Origin of the sequence: Salipaludibacillus sp. HK11 (assembly GCF_047795645.1) — a bacterium.
Classification (GTDB): Bacteria; Bacillota; Bacilli; order Bacillales; family Salisediminibacteriaceae; genus Salipaludibacillus.
On record NZ_CP181045.1, the window covers coordinates 714,075 to 731,372 of the forward strand.

19 protein-coding genes are annotated in these 17,298 nt (G+C 35.8%); 14 read left to right on the forward strand and 5 right to left on the reverse strand.

Going from position 1 to position 17,298, the window contains the following annotated elements:
• Positions 1 to 29 precede the first annotated feature (29 nt).
• Positions 30 to 785, forward strand: a complete 756-nt coding sequence (locus ACM26V_RS03770; protein ID WP_416150120.1) for a response regulator — start codon at positions 30 to 32, stop codon at positions 783 to 785.
• A gap of 47 nt (positions 786 to 832) precedes the next feature.
• Here the strand turns inward: ACM26V_RS03770 and ACM26V_RS03775 are convergent.
• Positions 833 to 1,983, reverse strand: a protein-coding gene (locus ACM26V_RS03775) for an IS3 family transposase (RefSeq protein ID WP_416150121.1) whose coding sequence is annotated in 2 segments (ribosomal slippage) — positions 833 to 1,725 and positions 1,725 to 1,983 — 1,152 coding nt in all. Because the reading frame shifts where the segments join, the coding sequence is not laid out codon by codon here.
• Positions 1,984 to 2,185: 202 nt separating this feature from the next.
• Here ACM26V_RS03775 and ACM26V_RS03780 point away from each other — a divergent pair.
• The 10 genes from ACM26V_RS03780 to ACM26V_RS03825 all read left to right on the forward strand — a co-directional run bounded on the left by ACM26V_RS03780 (position 2,186) and on the right by ACM26V_RS03825 (position 12,578).
• Complete coding sequence (locus ACM26V_RS03780) at positions 2,186 to 2,794, forward strand: helix-turn-helix domain-containing protein (protein ID WP_416150122.1); 609 nt, start codon at positions 2,186 to 2,188, stop codon at positions 2,792 to 2,794.
• Between the two features lie 173 nt (positions 2,795 to 2,967).
• Positions 2,968 to 3,930, forward strand: coding sequence for a sugar kinase (locus ACM26V_RS03785; RefSeq protein ID WP_416150123.1), 963 nt, complete (start codon positions 2,968 to 2,970; stop codon positions 3,928 to 3,930).
• 110 nt (positions 3,931 to 4,040) lie between these two features.
• A complete protein-coding gene (locus ACM26V_RS03790; protein ID WP_416150124.1) occupies positions 4,041 to 5,381 on the forward strand; it encodes an ABC transporter substrate-binding protein in 1,341 nt (446 codons plus the stop codon).
• Positions 5,382 to 5,475: 94 nt separating this feature from the next.
• Positions 5,476 to 6,402, forward strand: a complete 927-nt coding sequence (locus tag ACM26V_RS03795; RefSeq protein ID WP_416150125.1) for a carbohydrate ABC transporter permease — start codon at positions 5,476 to 5,478, stop codon at positions 6,400 to 6,402.
• A gap of 4 nt (positions 6,403 to 6,406) precedes the next feature.
• The gene (locus ACM26V_RS03800) at positions 6,407 to 7,243 is read left to right on the forward strand and encodes a carbohydrate ABC transporter permease (RefSeq protein ID WP_416150126.1); all 837 of its coding nucleotides are present in this window, start codon (positions 6,407 to 6,409) and stop codon (positions 7,241 to 7,243) included.
• A 25-nt stretch (positions 7,244 to 7,268) separates the two neighbouring features.
• Positions 7,269 to 8,114, forward strand: a complete 846-nt coding sequence (locus tag ACM26V_RS03805) for a class II fructose-bisphosphate aldolase (protein ID WP_416150127.1) — start codon at positions 7,269 to 7,271, stop codon at positions 8,112 to 8,114.
• 142 nt (positions 8,115 to 8,256) lie between these two features.
• Complete coding sequence (locus tag ACM26V_RS03810; RefSeq protein ID WP_416150128.1) at positions 8,257 to 8,898, forward strand: YesL family protein; 642 nt, start codon at positions 8,257 to 8,259, stop codon at positions 8,896 to 8,898.
• A 29-nt stretch (positions 8,899 to 8,927) separates the two neighbouring features.
• Complete coding sequence (locus ACM26V_RS03815; RefSeq protein WP_416150129.1) at positions 8,928 to 9,791, forward strand: class II fructose-bisphosphate aldolase; 864 nt, start codon at positions 8,928 to 8,930, stop codon at positions 9,789 to 9,791.
• A gap of 92 nt (positions 9,792 to 9,883) precedes the next feature.
• Positions 9,884 to 11,389: an FGGY-family carbohydrate kinase gene (locus tag ACM26V_RS03820; protein ID WP_416150130.1), complete on the forward strand. Its 1,506-nt coding sequence runs from the start codon at positions 9,884 to 9,886 to the stop codon at positions 11,387 to 11,389.
• Positions 11,390 to 11,447: 58 nt separating this feature from the next.
• On the forward strand, positions 11,448 to 12,578 hold the full coding sequence (locus ACM26V_RS03825) for a carbohydrate kinase family protein (RefSeq protein ID WP_416150131.1): 1,131 nt from the start codon (positions 11,448 to 11,450) through the stop codon (positions 12,576 to 12,578).
• An 86-nt stretch (positions 12,579 to 12,664) separates the two neighbouring features.
• On the opposite strand, the gene ACM26V_RS03830 is transcribed toward ACM26V_RS03825, so the two are convergent.
• The gene (locus ACM26V_RS03830) at positions 12,665 to 12,958 is read right to left on the reverse strand and encodes an RNA polymerase alpha subunit C-terminal domain-containing protein (RefSeq protein WP_416151782.1); all 294 of its coding nucleotides are present in this window, start codon (positions 12,956 to 12,958) and stop codon (positions 12,665 to 12,667) included.
• 465 nt (positions 12,959 to 13,423) lie between these two features.
• Between ACM26V_RS03830 and ACM26V_RS03835 the strand changes: the two genes are divergently transcribed.
• Positions 13,424 to 13,768: a hypothetical protein gene (locus tag ACM26V_RS03835; RefSeq protein ID WP_416150132.1), complete on the forward strand. Its 345-nt coding sequence runs from the start codon at positions 13,424 to 13,426 to the stop codon at positions 13,766 to 13,768.
• 67 nt (positions 13,769 to 13,835) lie between these two features.
• Here the strand turns inward: ACM26V_RS03835 and ACM26V_RS03840 are convergent, their stop codons facing one another.
• The 3 genes from ACM26V_RS03840 to ACM26V_RS03850 form a co-directional block, all read right to left on the reverse strand.
• Positions 13,836 to 14,951, reverse strand: a complete 1,116-nt coding sequence (locus ACM26V_RS03840) for an RNA-guided endonuclease TnpB family protein (RefSeq protein WP_416150133.1) — start codon at positions 14,949 to 14,951, stop codon at positions 13,836 to 13,838.
• An 11-nt stretch (positions 14,952 to 14,962) separates the two neighbouring features.
• The gene (gene tnpA, locus ACM26V_RS03845) at positions 14,963 to 15,361 is read right to left on the reverse strand and encodes an IS200/IS605 family transposase (RefSeq protein ID WP_416150134.1); all 399 of its coding nucleotides are present in this window, start codon (positions 15,359 to 15,361) and stop codon (positions 14,963 to 14,965) included.
• Positions 15,362 to 15,717: 356 nt separating this feature from the next.
• The gene (locus ACM26V_RS03850; RefSeq protein ID WP_416150135.1) at positions 15,718 to 16,236 is read right to left on the reverse strand and encodes an RNA polymerase sigma factor; all 519 of its coding nucleotides are present in this window, start codon (positions 16,234 to 16,236) and stop codon (positions 15,718 to 15,720) included.
• 376 nt (positions 16,237 to 16,612) lie between these two features.
• Between ACM26V_RS03850 and ACM26V_RS03855 the strand changes: the two genes are divergently transcribed.
• Both ACM26V_RS03855 and ACM26V_RS03860 read left to right on the forward strand, forming a co-directional pair.
• Positions 16,613 to 16,810 carry a helix-turn-helix transcriptional regulator gene (locus ACM26V_RS03855; protein WP_416150136.1) on the forward strand — a complete coding sequence of 66 codons (198 nt, stop codon included), beginning with the start codon at positions 16,613 to 16,615 and terminating at the stop codon, positions 16,808 to 16,810.
• Positions 16,810 to 17,265, forward strand: coding sequence for a DUF3278 domain-containing protein (locus ACM26V_RS03860; RefSeq protein ID WP_416150137.1), 456 nt, complete (start codon positions 16,810 to 16,812; stop codon positions 17,263 to 17,265). Before ACM26V_RS03855 ends, ACM26V_RS03860 begins: the two co-directional genes overlap by 1 nt.
• Positions 17,266 to 17,298: the final 33 nt, after the last annotated feature.

Here is a 17,298-nt window from a genome sequence, read left to right on the forward strand (position 1 = left end):
GTAATAGAAATAAATAGGGGGGAGATCCAGTGATACATGTCCTAATTGTAGATGACGATCATTTGGTGAGAAAGGGACTCTTATTTGCGATGCCTTGGAGTGATTTTGAGATGAAGGTTATTGGGGAAGCTAGCAATGGTAAAAAGGCATTGGAATTTATTGAAAACAACTCCGTCGACCTAATTATCACAGATATTAACATGCCGGTCATGTCAGGGATTGAATTGATGCGTGAGGTAAAACAGCGATATTTAAGTATTCATCTCGTTGTACTTACTCTTCATCAGGATTTTGAGTATATCCAGGAAGCGCTCCGTTTGGGAGTGATTGATTTTATAAAGAAAGTCGAACTAGAAACAGGAAAATTTGATCAAGTATTGGAAAGAATTTATAACCGAATTACTGATAAACATAAAGAAATAAGTCAGGGTTCTACAGAAGCTTTGTTTACTACAGACAGTGGTTGTGCTATGTTTTTTCGAGATGAGGAGGACTTAAAGGATTTGCTAAAAGACATACAAGAACAAAACGTATGTTATCTTCAACAAGTTGATCAGAACTTTTGGTTCTGCATCTCCCATTCAGATCAGTCAGATATAGCTAAGCAGCTATCATTGAAATTTAAAGAAGCACCAGGAATTTTTATCGTCGAAGTCAATCATATTAAAGGGGAATTTCTTAATCGAATATTTAGGATATTTGATACTATGTCAAGAAAATGGACACAGCGAATAGGGAGATTTCAGTCAAACCCTACCGCGCTTTGCTTGCTGTCCTCTCTGTAAGAAGTAAGGGACGTAACCCTTACTCTTACAGAGAGGGTAATATCCTTCTATACAGCTTTGAAATACTGCTTTTCATAAGCCATTGGAGACATATAATTATTGGTTGAATGGATTCGCTTGTAATTGTAAAAGCTCACAAGATATTCAAAGATGCTTCTTTTCGCTTGATTTCTAGTCTTATAGTTTTCATGGAAAATTAACTCACGTTTGATCACACCATGAAAGGACTCTATGCATGCGTTGTCGTAACAGTTACCCTTTCTACTCATGCTTGATGTCACGTCATTTTCACGTAATAATGCTTGATAATCGTTGGAGGCATATTGGCTTCCACGATCGGAATGGTGGATAAGACCAGGTGCTGGTGGCTGTGTAATCATCGCTCGTTTTAGAGCTGTTATAACAAGTTCCTTCGTCATCCGTCCATCCATTTCCCAGCCTATAATACGCCTTGAATAAAGGTCCATAACCGATGCTAAGTACAGCCAACCTTCGCTCGTCCATATATACGTAATATCAGCTACCCACACTTGTCCTGGGCGTTCTACGGTGAACTGTTGGTTTAATAGATTTGGATAGATCGGTAGATTATGTTTCGAGTTGGTTGTTGCTTTGTACTTTTTAACCGTTTTTGAACGGATGCCACTTTCCTTCATAATCCGTGTCACTGTTTTCTGAGAAATCCTGACCCCAGCGCCCTGCAACACTTTTGTGATCTTCGGGCTTCCATATGTGTTCCTTGACTCTAAATGGATTCTCTTAATGCGTGCGGTTACCTTTTCTCGCTTCTTTTTTTGGCTACTCTTTGGACGCTTTAACCAAGCGTAGTAGCCACTTTTTGAAACACCTAATACCTGGCACATCTTCGCTACACGGTGATCGTGTCGGTGCTGTTTGATGAAGTCATAAATTACTTCTGGTCTTTGGCGAAGATGCCCATAGCCTTTTTTAAGATCGCATTTTCCTCTTCTAGATCTCGAATACGTTTCTTAAAATCTCGTTCAGCTTTGTCTTCGGCATGTACATTCCCACTGCCTACAAAAGCTGCTTCTTTACCGATATCATATTTCTTTATCCAGTTGTGCAGCGTTTGTTCTGCCAGGTCTAATTCTCTAGCGACTTCAGCTATTCTTTTCCCGTCCTCCTTTACCATACGGACTGCTTGGACTTTAAATTCCTTATCATACGTTTTTCTCATATTGGACACTCCCGTTAAATTGTTAGATATCATTATACTAGAATTTCTCCCAATTTACCGTGTCCACTATTTAGGCTAACATCAACTTAGCTCATACAAAGAGAAACTATTTTTTTATGATTCCTGCGATCAATGCCAGATGATTGTACAAAGTTTTCGAGATATAGAAAATAAACATTTACTCTATAGTGAGGCTGAATCAATGATAAAAAATCAGATGTATGCCTTTGAATGGGTATATGATGATGAACAATTTACGAAATTACTAAAAAGTATAGAAGAGCAACGAATTTCGGGGGAACGACTAAACAATATAGTAAAGGAAGTTGCAAGTGAATGGAATAATAAATATCCGTTTATTCAATTAGCTCATACAGAGTGTCAACGCGACTTTAATAGTTGGTATGAATTAAAAAAATGGTTAGGTAATTATCGGAGAACAATAAAAATGACAGTTGCTACGCCCTATGCTGAAGAAGTTGTAAATAGCGTTTTATTATCACTAACTATCATAAAACAAAACTTACATGAAAATTTAACTGCTGCAGAAGTAGCTAAAGATGTAAATATGAGTCGCAGTTACTTTAATAAATCTTTTAAAGATATCGTAGGGCAGTCTTTTCATACCTATCTTCGAGAGTGGAGAATTGAAAAAGCTAAATCAATGATTGAGCAGTCGAATGAACAAATTCACTTGATCGCTGAACAAATTGGTTACTTGGACGACAAACATTTTAGTAGAATCTTTCGAGAACATGTCGGTTGTCTTCCCAGTGAATACCGAAAGAAATCTAGAAAGGTAGAGAAATGACTACAAAAAGGTAGTCATTTTCTCTTTAGTATTAATTTGAAAATTATAATAGTTCATATACCCCACTTTTTGTTGTTGATAATCATAAATGTAAGCGCTTAATTAATGATATATTGTACTTAATCATAAAGGATAAAGATATTTAAGCGCTTTAAAAAAAGGAGGAGGAGTATTTGAAAGTAATTACCCTAGGAGAAATTCTCGTAGAAATAATGAGACCTAATTTAGATGTACCATTGTTTAAACGAGGAGAATTTAAAGGACCTTATCCAAGTGGAGCTCCAGCTATCTTTATATACAACTTGGCTTCATTAGGACATGAGACCGGTATAATTTCCAAAGTCGGTATTGACTCATTCGGTAAAAATTGTTTGGATCATTTATCAAAAAAAACGATAGACTTACATGCGGTAAGAACATCAACTCTTCCTACAGGTATAGCATTTGTTACTTACAATTCAGATGGAAGCAGAGATTTTCTATTCCATATTGATAATACAGCTTGCGGAGAAATAGAGCAAAATGATCTTGATGAAGAATTTATCAAAGGTTTTGATTGGTTACATCTTAATGGCTCATCCTTAACTATTAACGAAAAAGTTAGGGATTTAGCTATTGCAGCAGCAAAGTTGATTAAATCTAATGGTGGTACGCTGAGTTTTGATCCGAATATCAGACCAGAGTTATTATCTGATAAAGATATGCAATTTATCGATGAACTGCTTCCTTTATGTGACTATGTCATGCCGAGTGAAGGAGAAGAACTGACTATTACGGGTTTAAATGATCGAACTGAAGCAATTGAAAAATTATTTCAAACAGGCGTAAAAAAAGTGTTTCTCAAATTGGGCAAAGAAGGTTCCATTTTATATCGGCCAGATCATTCTATTTATGCACGTGGATTTAAAATTAATGAAGTCGATCCTACAGGCGCAGGTGATTCATATTGTGCAGGTGTTGTATGTGGGCTCATTCATAAATGGGAAGATGAGAAAATATTGAAATTTGCAAATGCTGTTGGTGCGATGGCAACTCAAAGTTTTGGACCAATGGAATTGGAATTCAACGAAACGACAGTTTGGGAATTTATTAATCATCATCATAACAAAAATTTAATGACCACAACTAAAAAATAAAAATTAATTTGGCAATATAATTCAGAATATTCGATAAATTTAATAGATGTGTTTGTTTTTATTGCCTCATAATGGTAATAATTCAAAATAATATTAAAGGGGAGTGTAAAATGAAGAGGAATTTGGGATTTTTCTGGGGTATTATGATTTTACTATTATCTGCAATACTTGTTGGTTGTGGCGGAACTGAGAACACTGGTGGACCTGATAACGTCGACGAAAATGAGAACACTGGAGAAAATGATGGAAATGAAGTTTCCGAGGGAGATGATGAAGATAAAGTAGTCTCAATCTGGTTTGGACGTGAACAATTTATTCCTGATGACCAATTTGATAAGTTTCATGAGGAAAACCCAGGTATCACAGTTGAATGGGATGTTATTCCCCTTGAACAGGCTGTTGCAGATTATCTTCGTAATCATAATGCTGGAAATGCTCCAGATATGGTACAAATTTTTCATGAGTATTCACAAACTCTTGCAGTACAAGAAGCAGCTCTTGATATGACACCATATTACGAACAATGGGAAGAGGAAGATCCGGATAGTTATAATAATTTAATGTCTCAAGCTTTTGATATTCCTAGTTATGAAGGAAGACCTTATGGTTTAGCTGTTCATGCTGCACCTTACTGGATGGCGTATCGCAAAGATTGGTTTGAAGAAGCAGGAATTGCAGAACCAGAATCTTGGGATGATGTCTTAGATGCTGCAAGAACACTGAAAGACGATGGACACTTATCTAACCAGCAATATGGTTTTGTTACACCAGGAGACCGTACAACACCACCACTTTGGTTTTCATCAATGTTTATGTCAATGGGCGGACAGTATAGTGATACTGGATTACCAGTCGTTGATTCTGATGCTGGGGAATACATTGTAGATTTCCACCAAACGTTAGTTAGAGAAGGATTAACGAGTAATGAAGTTCTTTCTTGGGACTCAGGTGCGATGAGAGGATCATTTATGAGTGGAAATGCTGCTATGATTCCAGAGGCATTTAACATGTTTGCAGCTTTCCAAGACGAATTAGAATATGGAACAGAGTGGGAAGGCATGGTTCAACCTCACAGACCAGGTGGAGAAGATGACTTTAGAGTCAATATGTTTAGTTGGCCATTAATTGTTAACTCAGATACAGAACATCCGGAAGAAGTTGTGAAAGTTCTTCAATATTTAACGGATACCGAAATTGTAAGAGATGTTGCAATGGGGTATCAACCAACTACGAATGCAGAAGTTATGGAAGAGTATTTTGAAGTCAATGAATGGTCACATGGTTTTGAAGAGGCTTTTGCATCAGGGGTAGTCCTGCCAAGTCATCTTCGGCAACCAGAAGTATATGACATCCTTGGTGAAATGGTTCAAGAAGCTCTAAGTAATTATGATAGTGATCCAAGTGAAATTGTTCAAGAATATCAAGAGAAGCTTAATGAATTAGATAATTAATGAGTATTTTATAAACTTACATGTACCGGTGTACATTTTGATTTAACCGGTACATGTAGCATTACTATTACTTTTAAGCCAGGGAGGAAAAACTGTGAACACGAATCCAGAGATAAATATGAAACCTGGTCACAATCCGGTTAAAAAAAATAATTGGAATAAATTCAAGAAGAAGTCAGTTCCATATATTTTAATATTTCCTGCTCTTTTATTTGTTGTAGGAGTTCTGGGATATGCTGTTGTGGCAGGAACATTCATGTCGTTTTGGGGTGTGAATTTAAATGTACCCGGGTCACCATTTGTAGGCTTACAGAATTATATTGAATTATTTACGACAGAACAGTTTATCAGTTCTCTTTTACGCTCCCTTGTATTTGTATTTGGCAGTGTTGTACTCGGACTCGTCCTGGCGATGTTGTTTGCATTAAGTTTATATAGAGCTAAGAGGTTTAGTAATTTTTTTAAAGGGTTAGCACTTATTCCATTTCTAGTATCGGGGATTGCAACAGCTGTTATGTTCCGATTTGTTTTTAGTGGGGATGTTGGTTTGATAAATATGATGTTAACAACAATTGGCCTTGATCAAATTGTTTTTTTATCTTCACCAGTTTGGGCATTAGTCGTAGTAATACTGGCAAATGTTTGGTTTGTATGTCCGTTTGCAACGCTAATATTATTAGCTGGAATTCAAAGTATCGATCAGGAACTATTTGAGGCAGCAATCGTTGATGGTGCTTCAAGGTTAAAGATATTTTGGAATATTATCTTGCCTCTTATTGCACCAATGATGGGAATCAGCTTAATATGGTTGAGTTTCGCAAGCTTTAACATGTTTGACGTAATATTACCATTAACTGGAGGGGGCCCAGGAAGAGCGACTGAAGTTATGGCTGTTTATATGTATAATGTCGCATTTAGTGAGTTAAAATATTCACTTGGTAGTGCAGTAATGGTAATCATATTAATATTTAATGTCATTACTAGTATGATCTATCTGAAAATTTTTAAGGTGACGGAGTGATAAAATGGCGAACTTAAAAAGATGGTTAGGTAATCGCTTATATTGGGTTCCACTTATTATATTGATGTTATGGACAACAACTCCTTTAGTTTGGGCCTTCTCTGCGTCGTTTAAAACACCAGTTGAAGTATATAATACACCACCAAGTTTAATACCAGAATCTTTTAACCTAACGAATTACATTCGAGTATTTCAACTCCCAAATTTTTGGCAATACTTATTTAATAGTGCTTTTTTAGCAATAATCACTACTGTGTTAGCGGTTGGAGTTAGTATAATGGCTGGTTACGCATTTGCGAGATATGCATTTAAATGGCGTCATATATTGTTAGTCTTTATCTTAGTACCTCGAATTTTACCGAGAGCAGCACTAATCGTCCCACTGTTCACAGGTATGACTGCAATTGGTTTATATGACACTTATGGGGCTTTGATTTTAACGTATACGGCATCGGCTGTTCCTTTAGCGACATGGATATTGGCAGGGTTTTTCAAAGTAATTCCAAAATCATTGGAAGAGGCCGCTGCTATAGACGGTGCAAAGCCGTGGCAGATTATCTGGTATGTCGTTATGCCAATTTCATTACCAGCGATTATTACAGTCAGTATATTTTCTTTACGAGAAGCTTGGAATGAATTCCCGTTTGTACTTTCTTTAACTTCATCTTCTGATATGAGAACACTACCTTACCAACTATTTATGTTAAGAGATAGTATCGGAATTCAAGAATGGCCAATTGTGCTTGCTTTTGCAATTGTTACAATAATGCCATTACTGATCCTTTATTTAATATTTGAGAAAAGAGTTGTAAATGGAATCGTTAGTGGTGCTGTTAAATAATAGATTGAGAGGGAGTTTGGTATAAATGGCTTTGAAAACCTTAAGTGAAGTTTTAAATGCTTCAGTTGCTGATCATAAAGCCACCTTTGCGTTTAATGCGCATGTTCTTGATATGATACCTCAGCTTGTCAATACTGCTGAAGAGTTTCAAATCCCACTTATTATTCAAATTACCGAGGATACATTGCAGTTCAGTGGAATAAGTCATGTTATGAACGTAGCCAGAGGAGCCATTGATAGATCATCAGTTTCAATTGTCCTTCATTATGATCACGGAAAAGAGTTGGACAGAATTAAAGAATGTATCGACGCTGGATTTAGTTCAGTGATGTTCGACGGATCAACACTACCATTTAATGAGAACGCTTCGAAAACGACAGAAATTGTAGAGTACGCACACCAAGCTGGCGTTTCTGTTGAAGCAGAATTAGGCCATGTTGGGATGGCGCACGAAAATAATGATGATCAAGATCAGGTCTTAACTGTTCCAGAAGAAGCGCAAAAATTTGTTTCATTGACTAATGTCGATGCTTTGGCTGTAGCAATTGGAACTTCACATGGAATATACAAAGGTCCAGTTCACTTAGATATTGAACGTTTAAAAGAGATTCGCAAACTTGTTTCCGTTCCACTAGTCTTACATGGGGGATCAGGAGTAGGGCAAAGTGAACTGAAAGAAGCAATCAGACATGGAATTGTCAAAGTTAATATTGCTTCAGAGTTAAAAGCGCCTTGGGCAAAAGCCGTAAGAGAATACTTGAACGAAAACCCTAAAGAATTTGACCCAAGAAAAATTCTTGCTCCAGCAAACCAGGCCTACAGAAGAGCCGTTCTTGAAAAGTTAGCACTGGTAGGCCTGATTCATAAATGAGTGAAGTAAATTAAATGAAGAAACTACTAAGTATCACATCTAATTCAGCGATGAGGCGAACTGGGTGATTAATGATGCGGATATTCAGAAGATAAAGCTAGAAACATTGATAGAGGAATTAGAATAGGAGGGAGGCACTATTGTGGAGATTGGTGGATTTGCAGGTATTGCATATAGTTTCTGCAGGTGGTTTGTTCGTTTAGCATATTTAAACCTTTTATGGGTCATATTTAGCCTAGTAGGGTTGATTGTATTTGGGTTTTTTCCATCGACAGTTGCACTCTTTACAGTAACTCGCAAATGGATTATGGGAGATACGGATTTCCCAACCGGAAAAGTTTATTGGAAGACATATAAATCGGAATTTATAAAATCTAATGTTCTTGGTCTTATTTTAACTTTCATTGGTTGGATCATATATTATAATTTAATGTTTTTGAGTGGTATGGAAGGTGTTGTCTCACAGATTTTATTTCTTGGAATGATTAGTATGTTAATAGTTTACATTCTTATTTTAATGTATATATTTCCTGTATTTGTTCATTATGATACTTCATTATTCCAAACTATAAAAAATGCTTTTCTGATTGGCGTAACCAGTCCTATGTACACAATCATTGCCGTTCTTAGTGCTCTGTTGACCTATCTTCTGCTAATACTTTTAGACTTATTTATATTTTTTAATATCAGTACAATCGGTTTACTTGTCATGTGGTGTGCCTATCAATCTTTCGAAAAAATTGATAGAGATAAAGTAGAACAGGAAACCGTTTCAACTCATTAAACATCATAATAGTATAGAGGAGGTTCAACATGTTAGTAACTTTAAAAGAAAATTTATCAAACGCAGAAGAAGGAAACTTTGCAGTAGGTGCTTTTAATTCACCGACTTTAGAAACAGCAAGAGCTGTAATTGTAGCTGCAGAGGAGTTGCATGTGCCGGTTATTTTGTCACATGCAGAAGTCCATAATGTGGTTAATCCAATAGAAGTTATCGGCCCAGTACTTGTAGAATTTGCTAAAAAAGCGCGTGTTCCTGTAACTGTTCATTTAGATCACGGTTCTACGTTAGAAAATGTCAAAAAAGCAATTGATCTAGGGTTTAGTTCTGTAATGATTGATGCTTCTCATATGCATTATGAGGATAATATAAAAGTTGTCAAAGAAATTGTTAATTATGCAAAGCAATTTGAAATTTCGGTTGAAGCAGAGCTAGGAATGATGACTTCATCTGGAATTGGTGGTGAAGAAACAGCAAGTGGAACAGATGAAGTAAGTGTTGGAACGGATTTATATACAGACCCAATTGTTGCCAAAGATTTTGTTGATAGGACAGAGATTGATGCATTAGCAGCATCGTTTGGAACGGTACATGGTATCTATATTTCAGAGCCATATTTGGATATTGAGAGATTGAAATCTATTTTTAAGAATATTCAACGACCGGTTGTTATGCATGGGGGTTCAGGGTTGGAAAAGCAAGATTATATTAATGTCATTAATGCAGGGGTAAGAAAAATTAATTATTACAGTTATGCTGCCAAAGCAGGTGCACTGGCTGTAAAAGAATATATTCAAAAAGAACCTAACCTTTTCTACCATGATTTAACAGTCATAGCCAGAGAAGCAATCAAAAAGGATGTAAAAAGAGCGATGGATATTTTTTCGAACAAATAAAGACGTAAAGTAAATAAAGAACTTTTAAACGATCTTCTTCTTTAATTGAAAGGATTGAGATCGTTTAGTTTTTTATACAAGGAGGGCTTAATATGTCTTTAATTGGTTTGGACGTTGGAACAACTGGTACAAAAGCAATGATTATTGACACGGATAGTAAAATACTAGCTAGTGCTTATCGCGAATACAAGATGGAATTTCCTACAGTTGGTCAATATGAATTAAATCCTGAGCTTGTTTGGGAATCGGTTAAAGAAGTGCTTCGTTCTTGTATGGAACAGTGTGAACACGGTCGTGATAACATTAAGGGAATTTCGGTTTCTTCATTAGGAGAAGCAGCAGTGTTTATAGATAAAAAAGGAGAAGTGTTGGCGAACAGCATTTTATACATAGATAATAGAGGTGCAGAGCAGCTTGAAAAGTTAATAGATGCCATCGGTGAAGATCGAATTATTGATAAAACGGGTCTAAGGCCTCATATTATGTATACTTTACCAAAATTGATGTGGTTGATCGAACATAATAAGATCGATCAAAAATTATATAAATTGTTATCATTTGGATCTTTTATTCTATATCGGCTCGGTTCTCGTCCTGTCATGGATTACTCATTAGCATCACGAACGATGGCATTTAATGTTCATAAGTTTGATTGGGATGATGAGATGATTAACTCTGCAAGAGTTCGGGATGACATATTTCCAGAACTTGCTCCTGCAGGAACAATTATTGGTGAGGTTAGTCCAGATGTTGCTAATGAGCTTAGTTTACCGATTGATTTTAAATTGGTCCTTGGTGCGCATGATCAATTATGTGCAGCGATTGGAGCTGGCCTAAATAAAGAGAAGCAAGCAACATATGGCATTGGATCGACTGCTTGCATCAGTCCGGTTTTTAGCACCAATGTAGATGTAAAGAAACTTGCATTGAATAATTTTCCACTTATTCCCTATATCAATGGTCAATTTACTACGTATGCTTTTAATTTTACGGGTGGGTCGATATTAAAATGGTTCAGGGATCAGCTTGGATTTATGGAAATCAAAGAGGCAGAAAAATCTAATCGCAGTGTCTATGATTTGTTAAATGAAAAGGCGAGTAAATGTCCGACAGGAATTCTCGTCCTCCCTCACTTTGCAGGTTCTGGAACCCCATTTATGAATCCGAATTCAACAGGTGCTTTTGTAGGAATAACCCTTAATACTTCCAAAATGGAGATATATCGTGGGATTCTTGAAGGTATAACATATGAAATGAGATACAACCTTGATTGTCTAGAAAATGCTGGTATTTATATTGATGAATTGAAAGTTAGTGGGGGTGGTGCTAACTCAGAATTGTGGCTCCAAATCATGGCAGATATTATGAATAAGAAAATTGTCGCGCTAGATATTAATGAGACAGGAATTTTAGGTACGATGATCTTGACATCCGTCTCTCTTGGTATATACAACACGTATGATGAGGCGTCTGAGAAACTATTTAAAATAAGAAAAGTCTATTTTCCACAGAGTAGAAATAAAAAAGTATATCATCAACATTATCAAAAATACAAGAAGATGTACCATGCAGTCAAGTCAGTTTTATCAGAAGAATGAGTGCGGGTATATATATAATGAACTAAAACAAAGGATTGTATAGGGGAGGGGGATGTAAATGACGAACAATAAAGTAGTTGTTGCTGGACACGTCTGTATTGACATCACACCTGTTTTCTCTTCAAATTATGTCGGTAATTTAAAAGATATTCTCGCTCCAGGAAAACTAGTTCATGTTGAACAAGCTGATATTCACACAGGAGGAGCGGTAGCTAATACAGGATTGGCAATGAAGTATTTCGGTGCTGATACGAAACTAATAGGTAAAATTGGTCAAGATCATATAGGCGAGTTGATCTTAAATATTTTGAGGAAACATGAAGCAGGAGCAGAAATAATTATCGACCCAGATACTAGCAGTTCATATACAATTGTGTTTGCAACGCCAGGATCTGACAGGTTCTTTCTTCATAATCCTGGAGCAAATGATATTTTCTTTGCAGAAGATGTTAAAGACGAGGTATTAAAAGAGACTACACTATTTCATTTTGGCTATCCTCCCATCATGAAAAGTATGTATCAAAATAATGGAGATGAATTACTAAGGTTATTCAAAAAAGTAAAGGGGTACAATGTTGCTACTTCTTTGGATATGGCAGCAATTGATGCCGACTCAGGTGCAGGGAAAATTGACTGGGAAAAAATATTACGCAAAGTTCTTCCATTTGTCGATTTCTTTGTACCAAGTGTTGAAGAGCTCGGCTATATGCTTGATAAAAACAAGTATGATAGCTGGTTAGTAAGGGCTGATGGAAAAGATATTACGAGTATCTTATCAGTTAATAAAGATGTGAAGCCATTAGCTGATAAATTAATTAATATGGGCGCCAAAGTCGTTCTAATTAAATGTGGTGCTGCTGGAATGTACTTTAGGACAGCAGACAAGACTGTCTTGCTTGATATAGGAGCCAATTTAAGTATTCAGGTCGATACTTGGGCAAATCAGGAAGGCTTTGAAAATAGTTATCAGCCAGAAAAGGTATTATCTGCTACAGGTGCAGGAGATACCAGTGTAGCAGCATTTTTAAAGGCAGTCTTGGATGGTTATCCACTTTCAAAATGCATGCAATTTGCTACAGCAACAGGTTCGTTATGTGTTGCTTCATATGATGCGCTGAGCGGCCTAAGAACTTTTAGTGAAATTGAAGAAATCATAAATCGAGGATGGGTAAAGCAGGATTTAAGTTAAAAATGTTTTCTTTCTTAAAAGCTATAACAGTGCAACGATTCTTCCACTAAGATACTAAATAAAGTACGTCACATATTTAAGTTAATTTATTCTTTAAATGATAACCCTTTTTCTTTTAATAAAGTTCTCATAGTAGGTAAGGAAGCTGGTCCGATACCATGAATTTTTAAAATTTCTTTTTCAGTGTACTCTGATAATTTTTGCAAAGTGTCAATCCCCTCGTGAACTAATGCATTTCTTGCAGGAGAACTAAGTTTCGAAAGGAAACCACTTTTAGGCTTATTCTCTTTATCACAGGTAGGACAACTTGGACAATCACTACTTTTGTAATATTCATGTCCTTTTTCGCAAACCCTTAAACTATTTTTTTCTGTCAAAATAATCCCTCCAAACAAATATTGATCTAGTATTTCATAGAAATAATTATAGACACGTACACAGATTAGAAGTTAAAACTCTAATTGAAGTATAAAATGCATAACAAACAAAATCAATTGATTGAAAAATATAAAAAAGTCAACTGACCAGTGGATTGACAAGTATATATCGAGTCAATATCAGCACTTGGAGTTTTTCACCGATTTAGGAATGACATTGTACAAAAGAAGATTGTAAATAAAGGGAATTTATTACCAATAGATGAAACTTATGATACACTGAAGTTTTCAGAATTTGCTTAGAATTTAACAATAATTTATTTTAGAATGATTTGTGTGTAGGAGGAGATTACTTGAAGAAATTTATACTAGCTATTATTGTTTTATTATTTGGAAGTGTTTTGAGGATGCAACTTCTTAGCTGAGAGACAAGCCAAAAGTGCTGCTAATAGTTATTACGAAGCCCTCATGGATGAAAATTATCAAGAAGCATTTGACCAATTATTTCTTTATGATGATACATCTTATCATCTTACCGATGGAACGTCATTGGGTACTGGTGAAGCTCAAGAATTGTACATGGAAAAAATCAGCTATTTAAAAGACATTAATTATAAGGTTCAAGGTTTCGAAATTGATAATGTTAGATATGAAGATGGACATACATTTTTCCTTGAACTTACTATAACTGTTGCAAGGGACGGAGAAGTACACGAATATGCAGAAACGATAGATATCTGGGAGGATAAAAGTGAACTACTCCCACCACTTACCACCCTTACGGGTTGCTTGAAGTGGGGGCTTCTTGGGTAATCGCCACTTTTGGTAGCTGACGAAATGGACCAAGCTAACCCTCTGGTTCCAAGAGTTTATATTTTCATTAGGCACTCGCTAATAAGCGAATGCCTTCTCTTTTTATGTTTATTGCGGAATTATGGTCTCGATCTCCAATATATCCACAGGAACAAGTGTATGTTCTAACATTCATCGGCATAGGTTGGGTACTTCCACAACTCGAACAAGTCTTGGTAGAAGGAAACCATTTGTCAATTTTGATCAGTTGTTTCCCTTGTTCTTTTAGTTTGTACTGTAAGAAAGAAGTGAACATTCCCCACCCATTATCAGCGACGCTTTTACCAAACTTTAATGCTTGTGACATTCCTTTCATGTCTAAATCTTCAATGATAATAGCATCAAAGTTAGACACTAATTCTTTCGATTTGTGGTGAAGGAAATTCATCCTTTGATTGGCGATTTTTTCTTGAATTTTAGCCACTCTAATACGTTGTTTCGTCCAATTCGACGAACCTTTCTTTTTACGAGAAAGTTTACGTTGTTCACTTGCTAATGTATCAAGCATTTGACGATAGAAACGAGGATAATTGGCTTTCTTACCTGTTTCGCTATCGACAAATAATCCATTCATCGCAAAATCTAATCCTACAACAGTTTCAATGTCTTTAATTTGTATCTCTTTTTCATATTCTGTCAGAATAGAAATATAATATTTTCCTGATGCAGTTATCGTAATCGTACACGATTTGATCGTCTGTTCAAAAGGGATTTGTCTATGTTGTTTTATTTTCACTTTTTTTAATTTAGGTAATTTGATATGACCATCCGCTAATTCAATGTTTCCGTTTACCACATTTGTTTTATAACTTTGTTTATGACGTTTACTTTTGAACTTAGGGAACTTAGAGTTACCTTTGAAAAATGCTTTGTATGCTTTGTCTAAGTTAAGTTGGGCGTTCGCTAATGCTAAGGAATCTACTTCTTTTAACCATTCAAATTCTTTTTTATATGTAGCAGGAGTCGGATGTTTTACCTTTTTCAATACTTCTTTATCATCTTTGAACTTTTCATAGGTAGCTGTTCGTTTTGCTAACATTTGGTTATAGACAAAGCGAACACAACCAAAGGTTTTACCCATCAACAAAGCTTGTTCATCGGTTGGATACAATCGGAACTTATACGCTTTATGTTGTTTAGCCATATCAAATCACCTCACTTTATCCCTTGATTTTCAATATATTTTTTCACCACTTCGATGGGAGAACCACCAGTCGTCAACAAACAAAAACTTCTTGACCAAAACATTTCTTTCCATAACTTTTTACGAACAAGAGGAAAATCCTTCTTGATAAGTCTTGAACTGGCACTTTTATAGGCATTGATGAACTTCGATAATTCACTGTTGGGTTGTGCTTTGAACAAAATATGAACATGATCACTATCGTGGTTCCATTCCACCAATGTAATATTATATTTTTCACTTAAAGACACAAATTTATCTTTGGCATAGTCTGAAATAGTATCATCTATTACTTTCCTTCGATACTTCACAACTAAAACAAGATGGTAATACATTAAGAATACTGAATGGTTATTACTGTCCAATTTCATTGTTATATCAACCCTTATACTTTATAAGACTGATTATACCATATTGAGCAAAAAAGGCAATTGAAAAAGCCTCTGGCCTATCACCCAACCGAAATTCATCTCCCCCTTACCGTTGGGCTACGCCCTTCACACGTTTGAAGAGGGAGACTTCTTTCGGAAGTACGTTAAAATCATGGAAAATAGTAGTGAAGATGACTACCTTAAATATCGAGATGGGAGTAAGTATTATGAAATATGATAACCCGGAAAGGTAAGTAGTCATTTAGAAAACAAAGCGAGCGATATGTACTAATTGTCGTTCGCTTTCATTTTGGACAGAGTTGATTTCTCAAATTTTTAACAATATCAACTTAACGCTACATGAGCTCAAACGTTTCTTCCCGCAACTTTTTTAGTGCTTCTTTTCGCCACGATTTTACGGTAGATACGGCAACATCGTGTTTCTCCGCAATTTCTCGTGGTTTTAGGCCATCGAAGATTGCTTCGTTTACCCATTCTTTTTCACGTGAAGATAGATTAGTTCTAGCTAGCCAATCTCGAAGAAGCAGTAAGTTTTCTTCATTATTGACAATAAACGGATTTGTTTCAGTCATAGTGAGAGGTTCCGTAGAGATGAACCTTGTTTGCCAGCGGTTCCTTCGTTCCAAGCTTATTTGGAACCGTCCATATACATAACTTTTCGCATATGCTGGAAAAGCACCTATATCACCATCATATCTGGACCATGCATCATATAGCGCAATTCGCCCAGTTTGAATAAACTCATCCTTGTCACCAACTAATTTCCATTTACCTATTAATCCATAAATTAACGGCATGAACTGTTCACAAATTTCCTCAAATTTCTCTTCTCGATTTTTATCAAGTTTTTCCAAGGGACTTCTCCTGCTTGGAAGCGCGCTTCCGCTTATTCCGCGGTACATTCAGTTTAGAGCCTTCACGAAAAAGCTGCGAATCGTAAAATGCCTGTTTTTACCTAGTGAAACTGCATGTTTCACCATGGCAAAAACTCACCTTTCATAGCACAAACGGAACGGATGATAAATATTTGAAGCGAAGCGTAGGGAGGGTTCTTGCGCTTCCTTCGAGAGTCGAAATAAAATATTTAATATGTGAGAGTGTTTTGTGAGATGAAGTTCGTTTTAATAGGCTGATGGAATCAAGAAATTTATAATGTTGACTTTATATAATGAATTATGTAATATATAATTTACATATGTCAGATATATATTACAAAGTGAAGGTGAATGTATGAAAAATAATGTGAAAATAACACGTATAAAATTGCAGCTAAATCAACAACAGTTAGCCCAAAGAGTAGGTGTTACCAGACAAACAATTGGACTAATTGAGAAAGGAGAATATAACCCTAGTCTTCAACTTTGTATTGCAATAGCAAAAGAACTGAATAAAACGTTGGATGAATTATTTTGGGAGGTAGAAATGTAATGAAATCTTGGATAACTTTTTTATTACCAAGTGATGAATACAAGGAAAAAAAGATGTTATACTTTTACTCTGAAGCGGCAATACTCCTTTTCTTTTCGCTGATCATGATGGTAATCATTAATGAATTTTTTAATATAGACGTAGAAATTGTCCTATTAGTGTTGATAGCTATTTTCCTGTTTTATGTAACGACTAGGTACATTGTTTCTGGTATCGAATATACAGATGTCACATCAGAACAAGCTTATAAGAAAGAAATAAGGGTTATTTCAATTAGAACAATTGGATTTGTTGTTATATTTATATCGTTTTATATGATTTTTATAGAAATTCCTGTAAGTCGAAATGAGTGGTTTGAAATTGTGGGGTTATTACTAAGTTCTAGTTTCATAATGTTCTTTGCCAGTTACCTATCCTTAAGGCGTTCTTACAAAAAAAATAATGAATTGTTGTAGTGGAAGCGCAGGGGCGGTTCTCTTGCTTCTTTC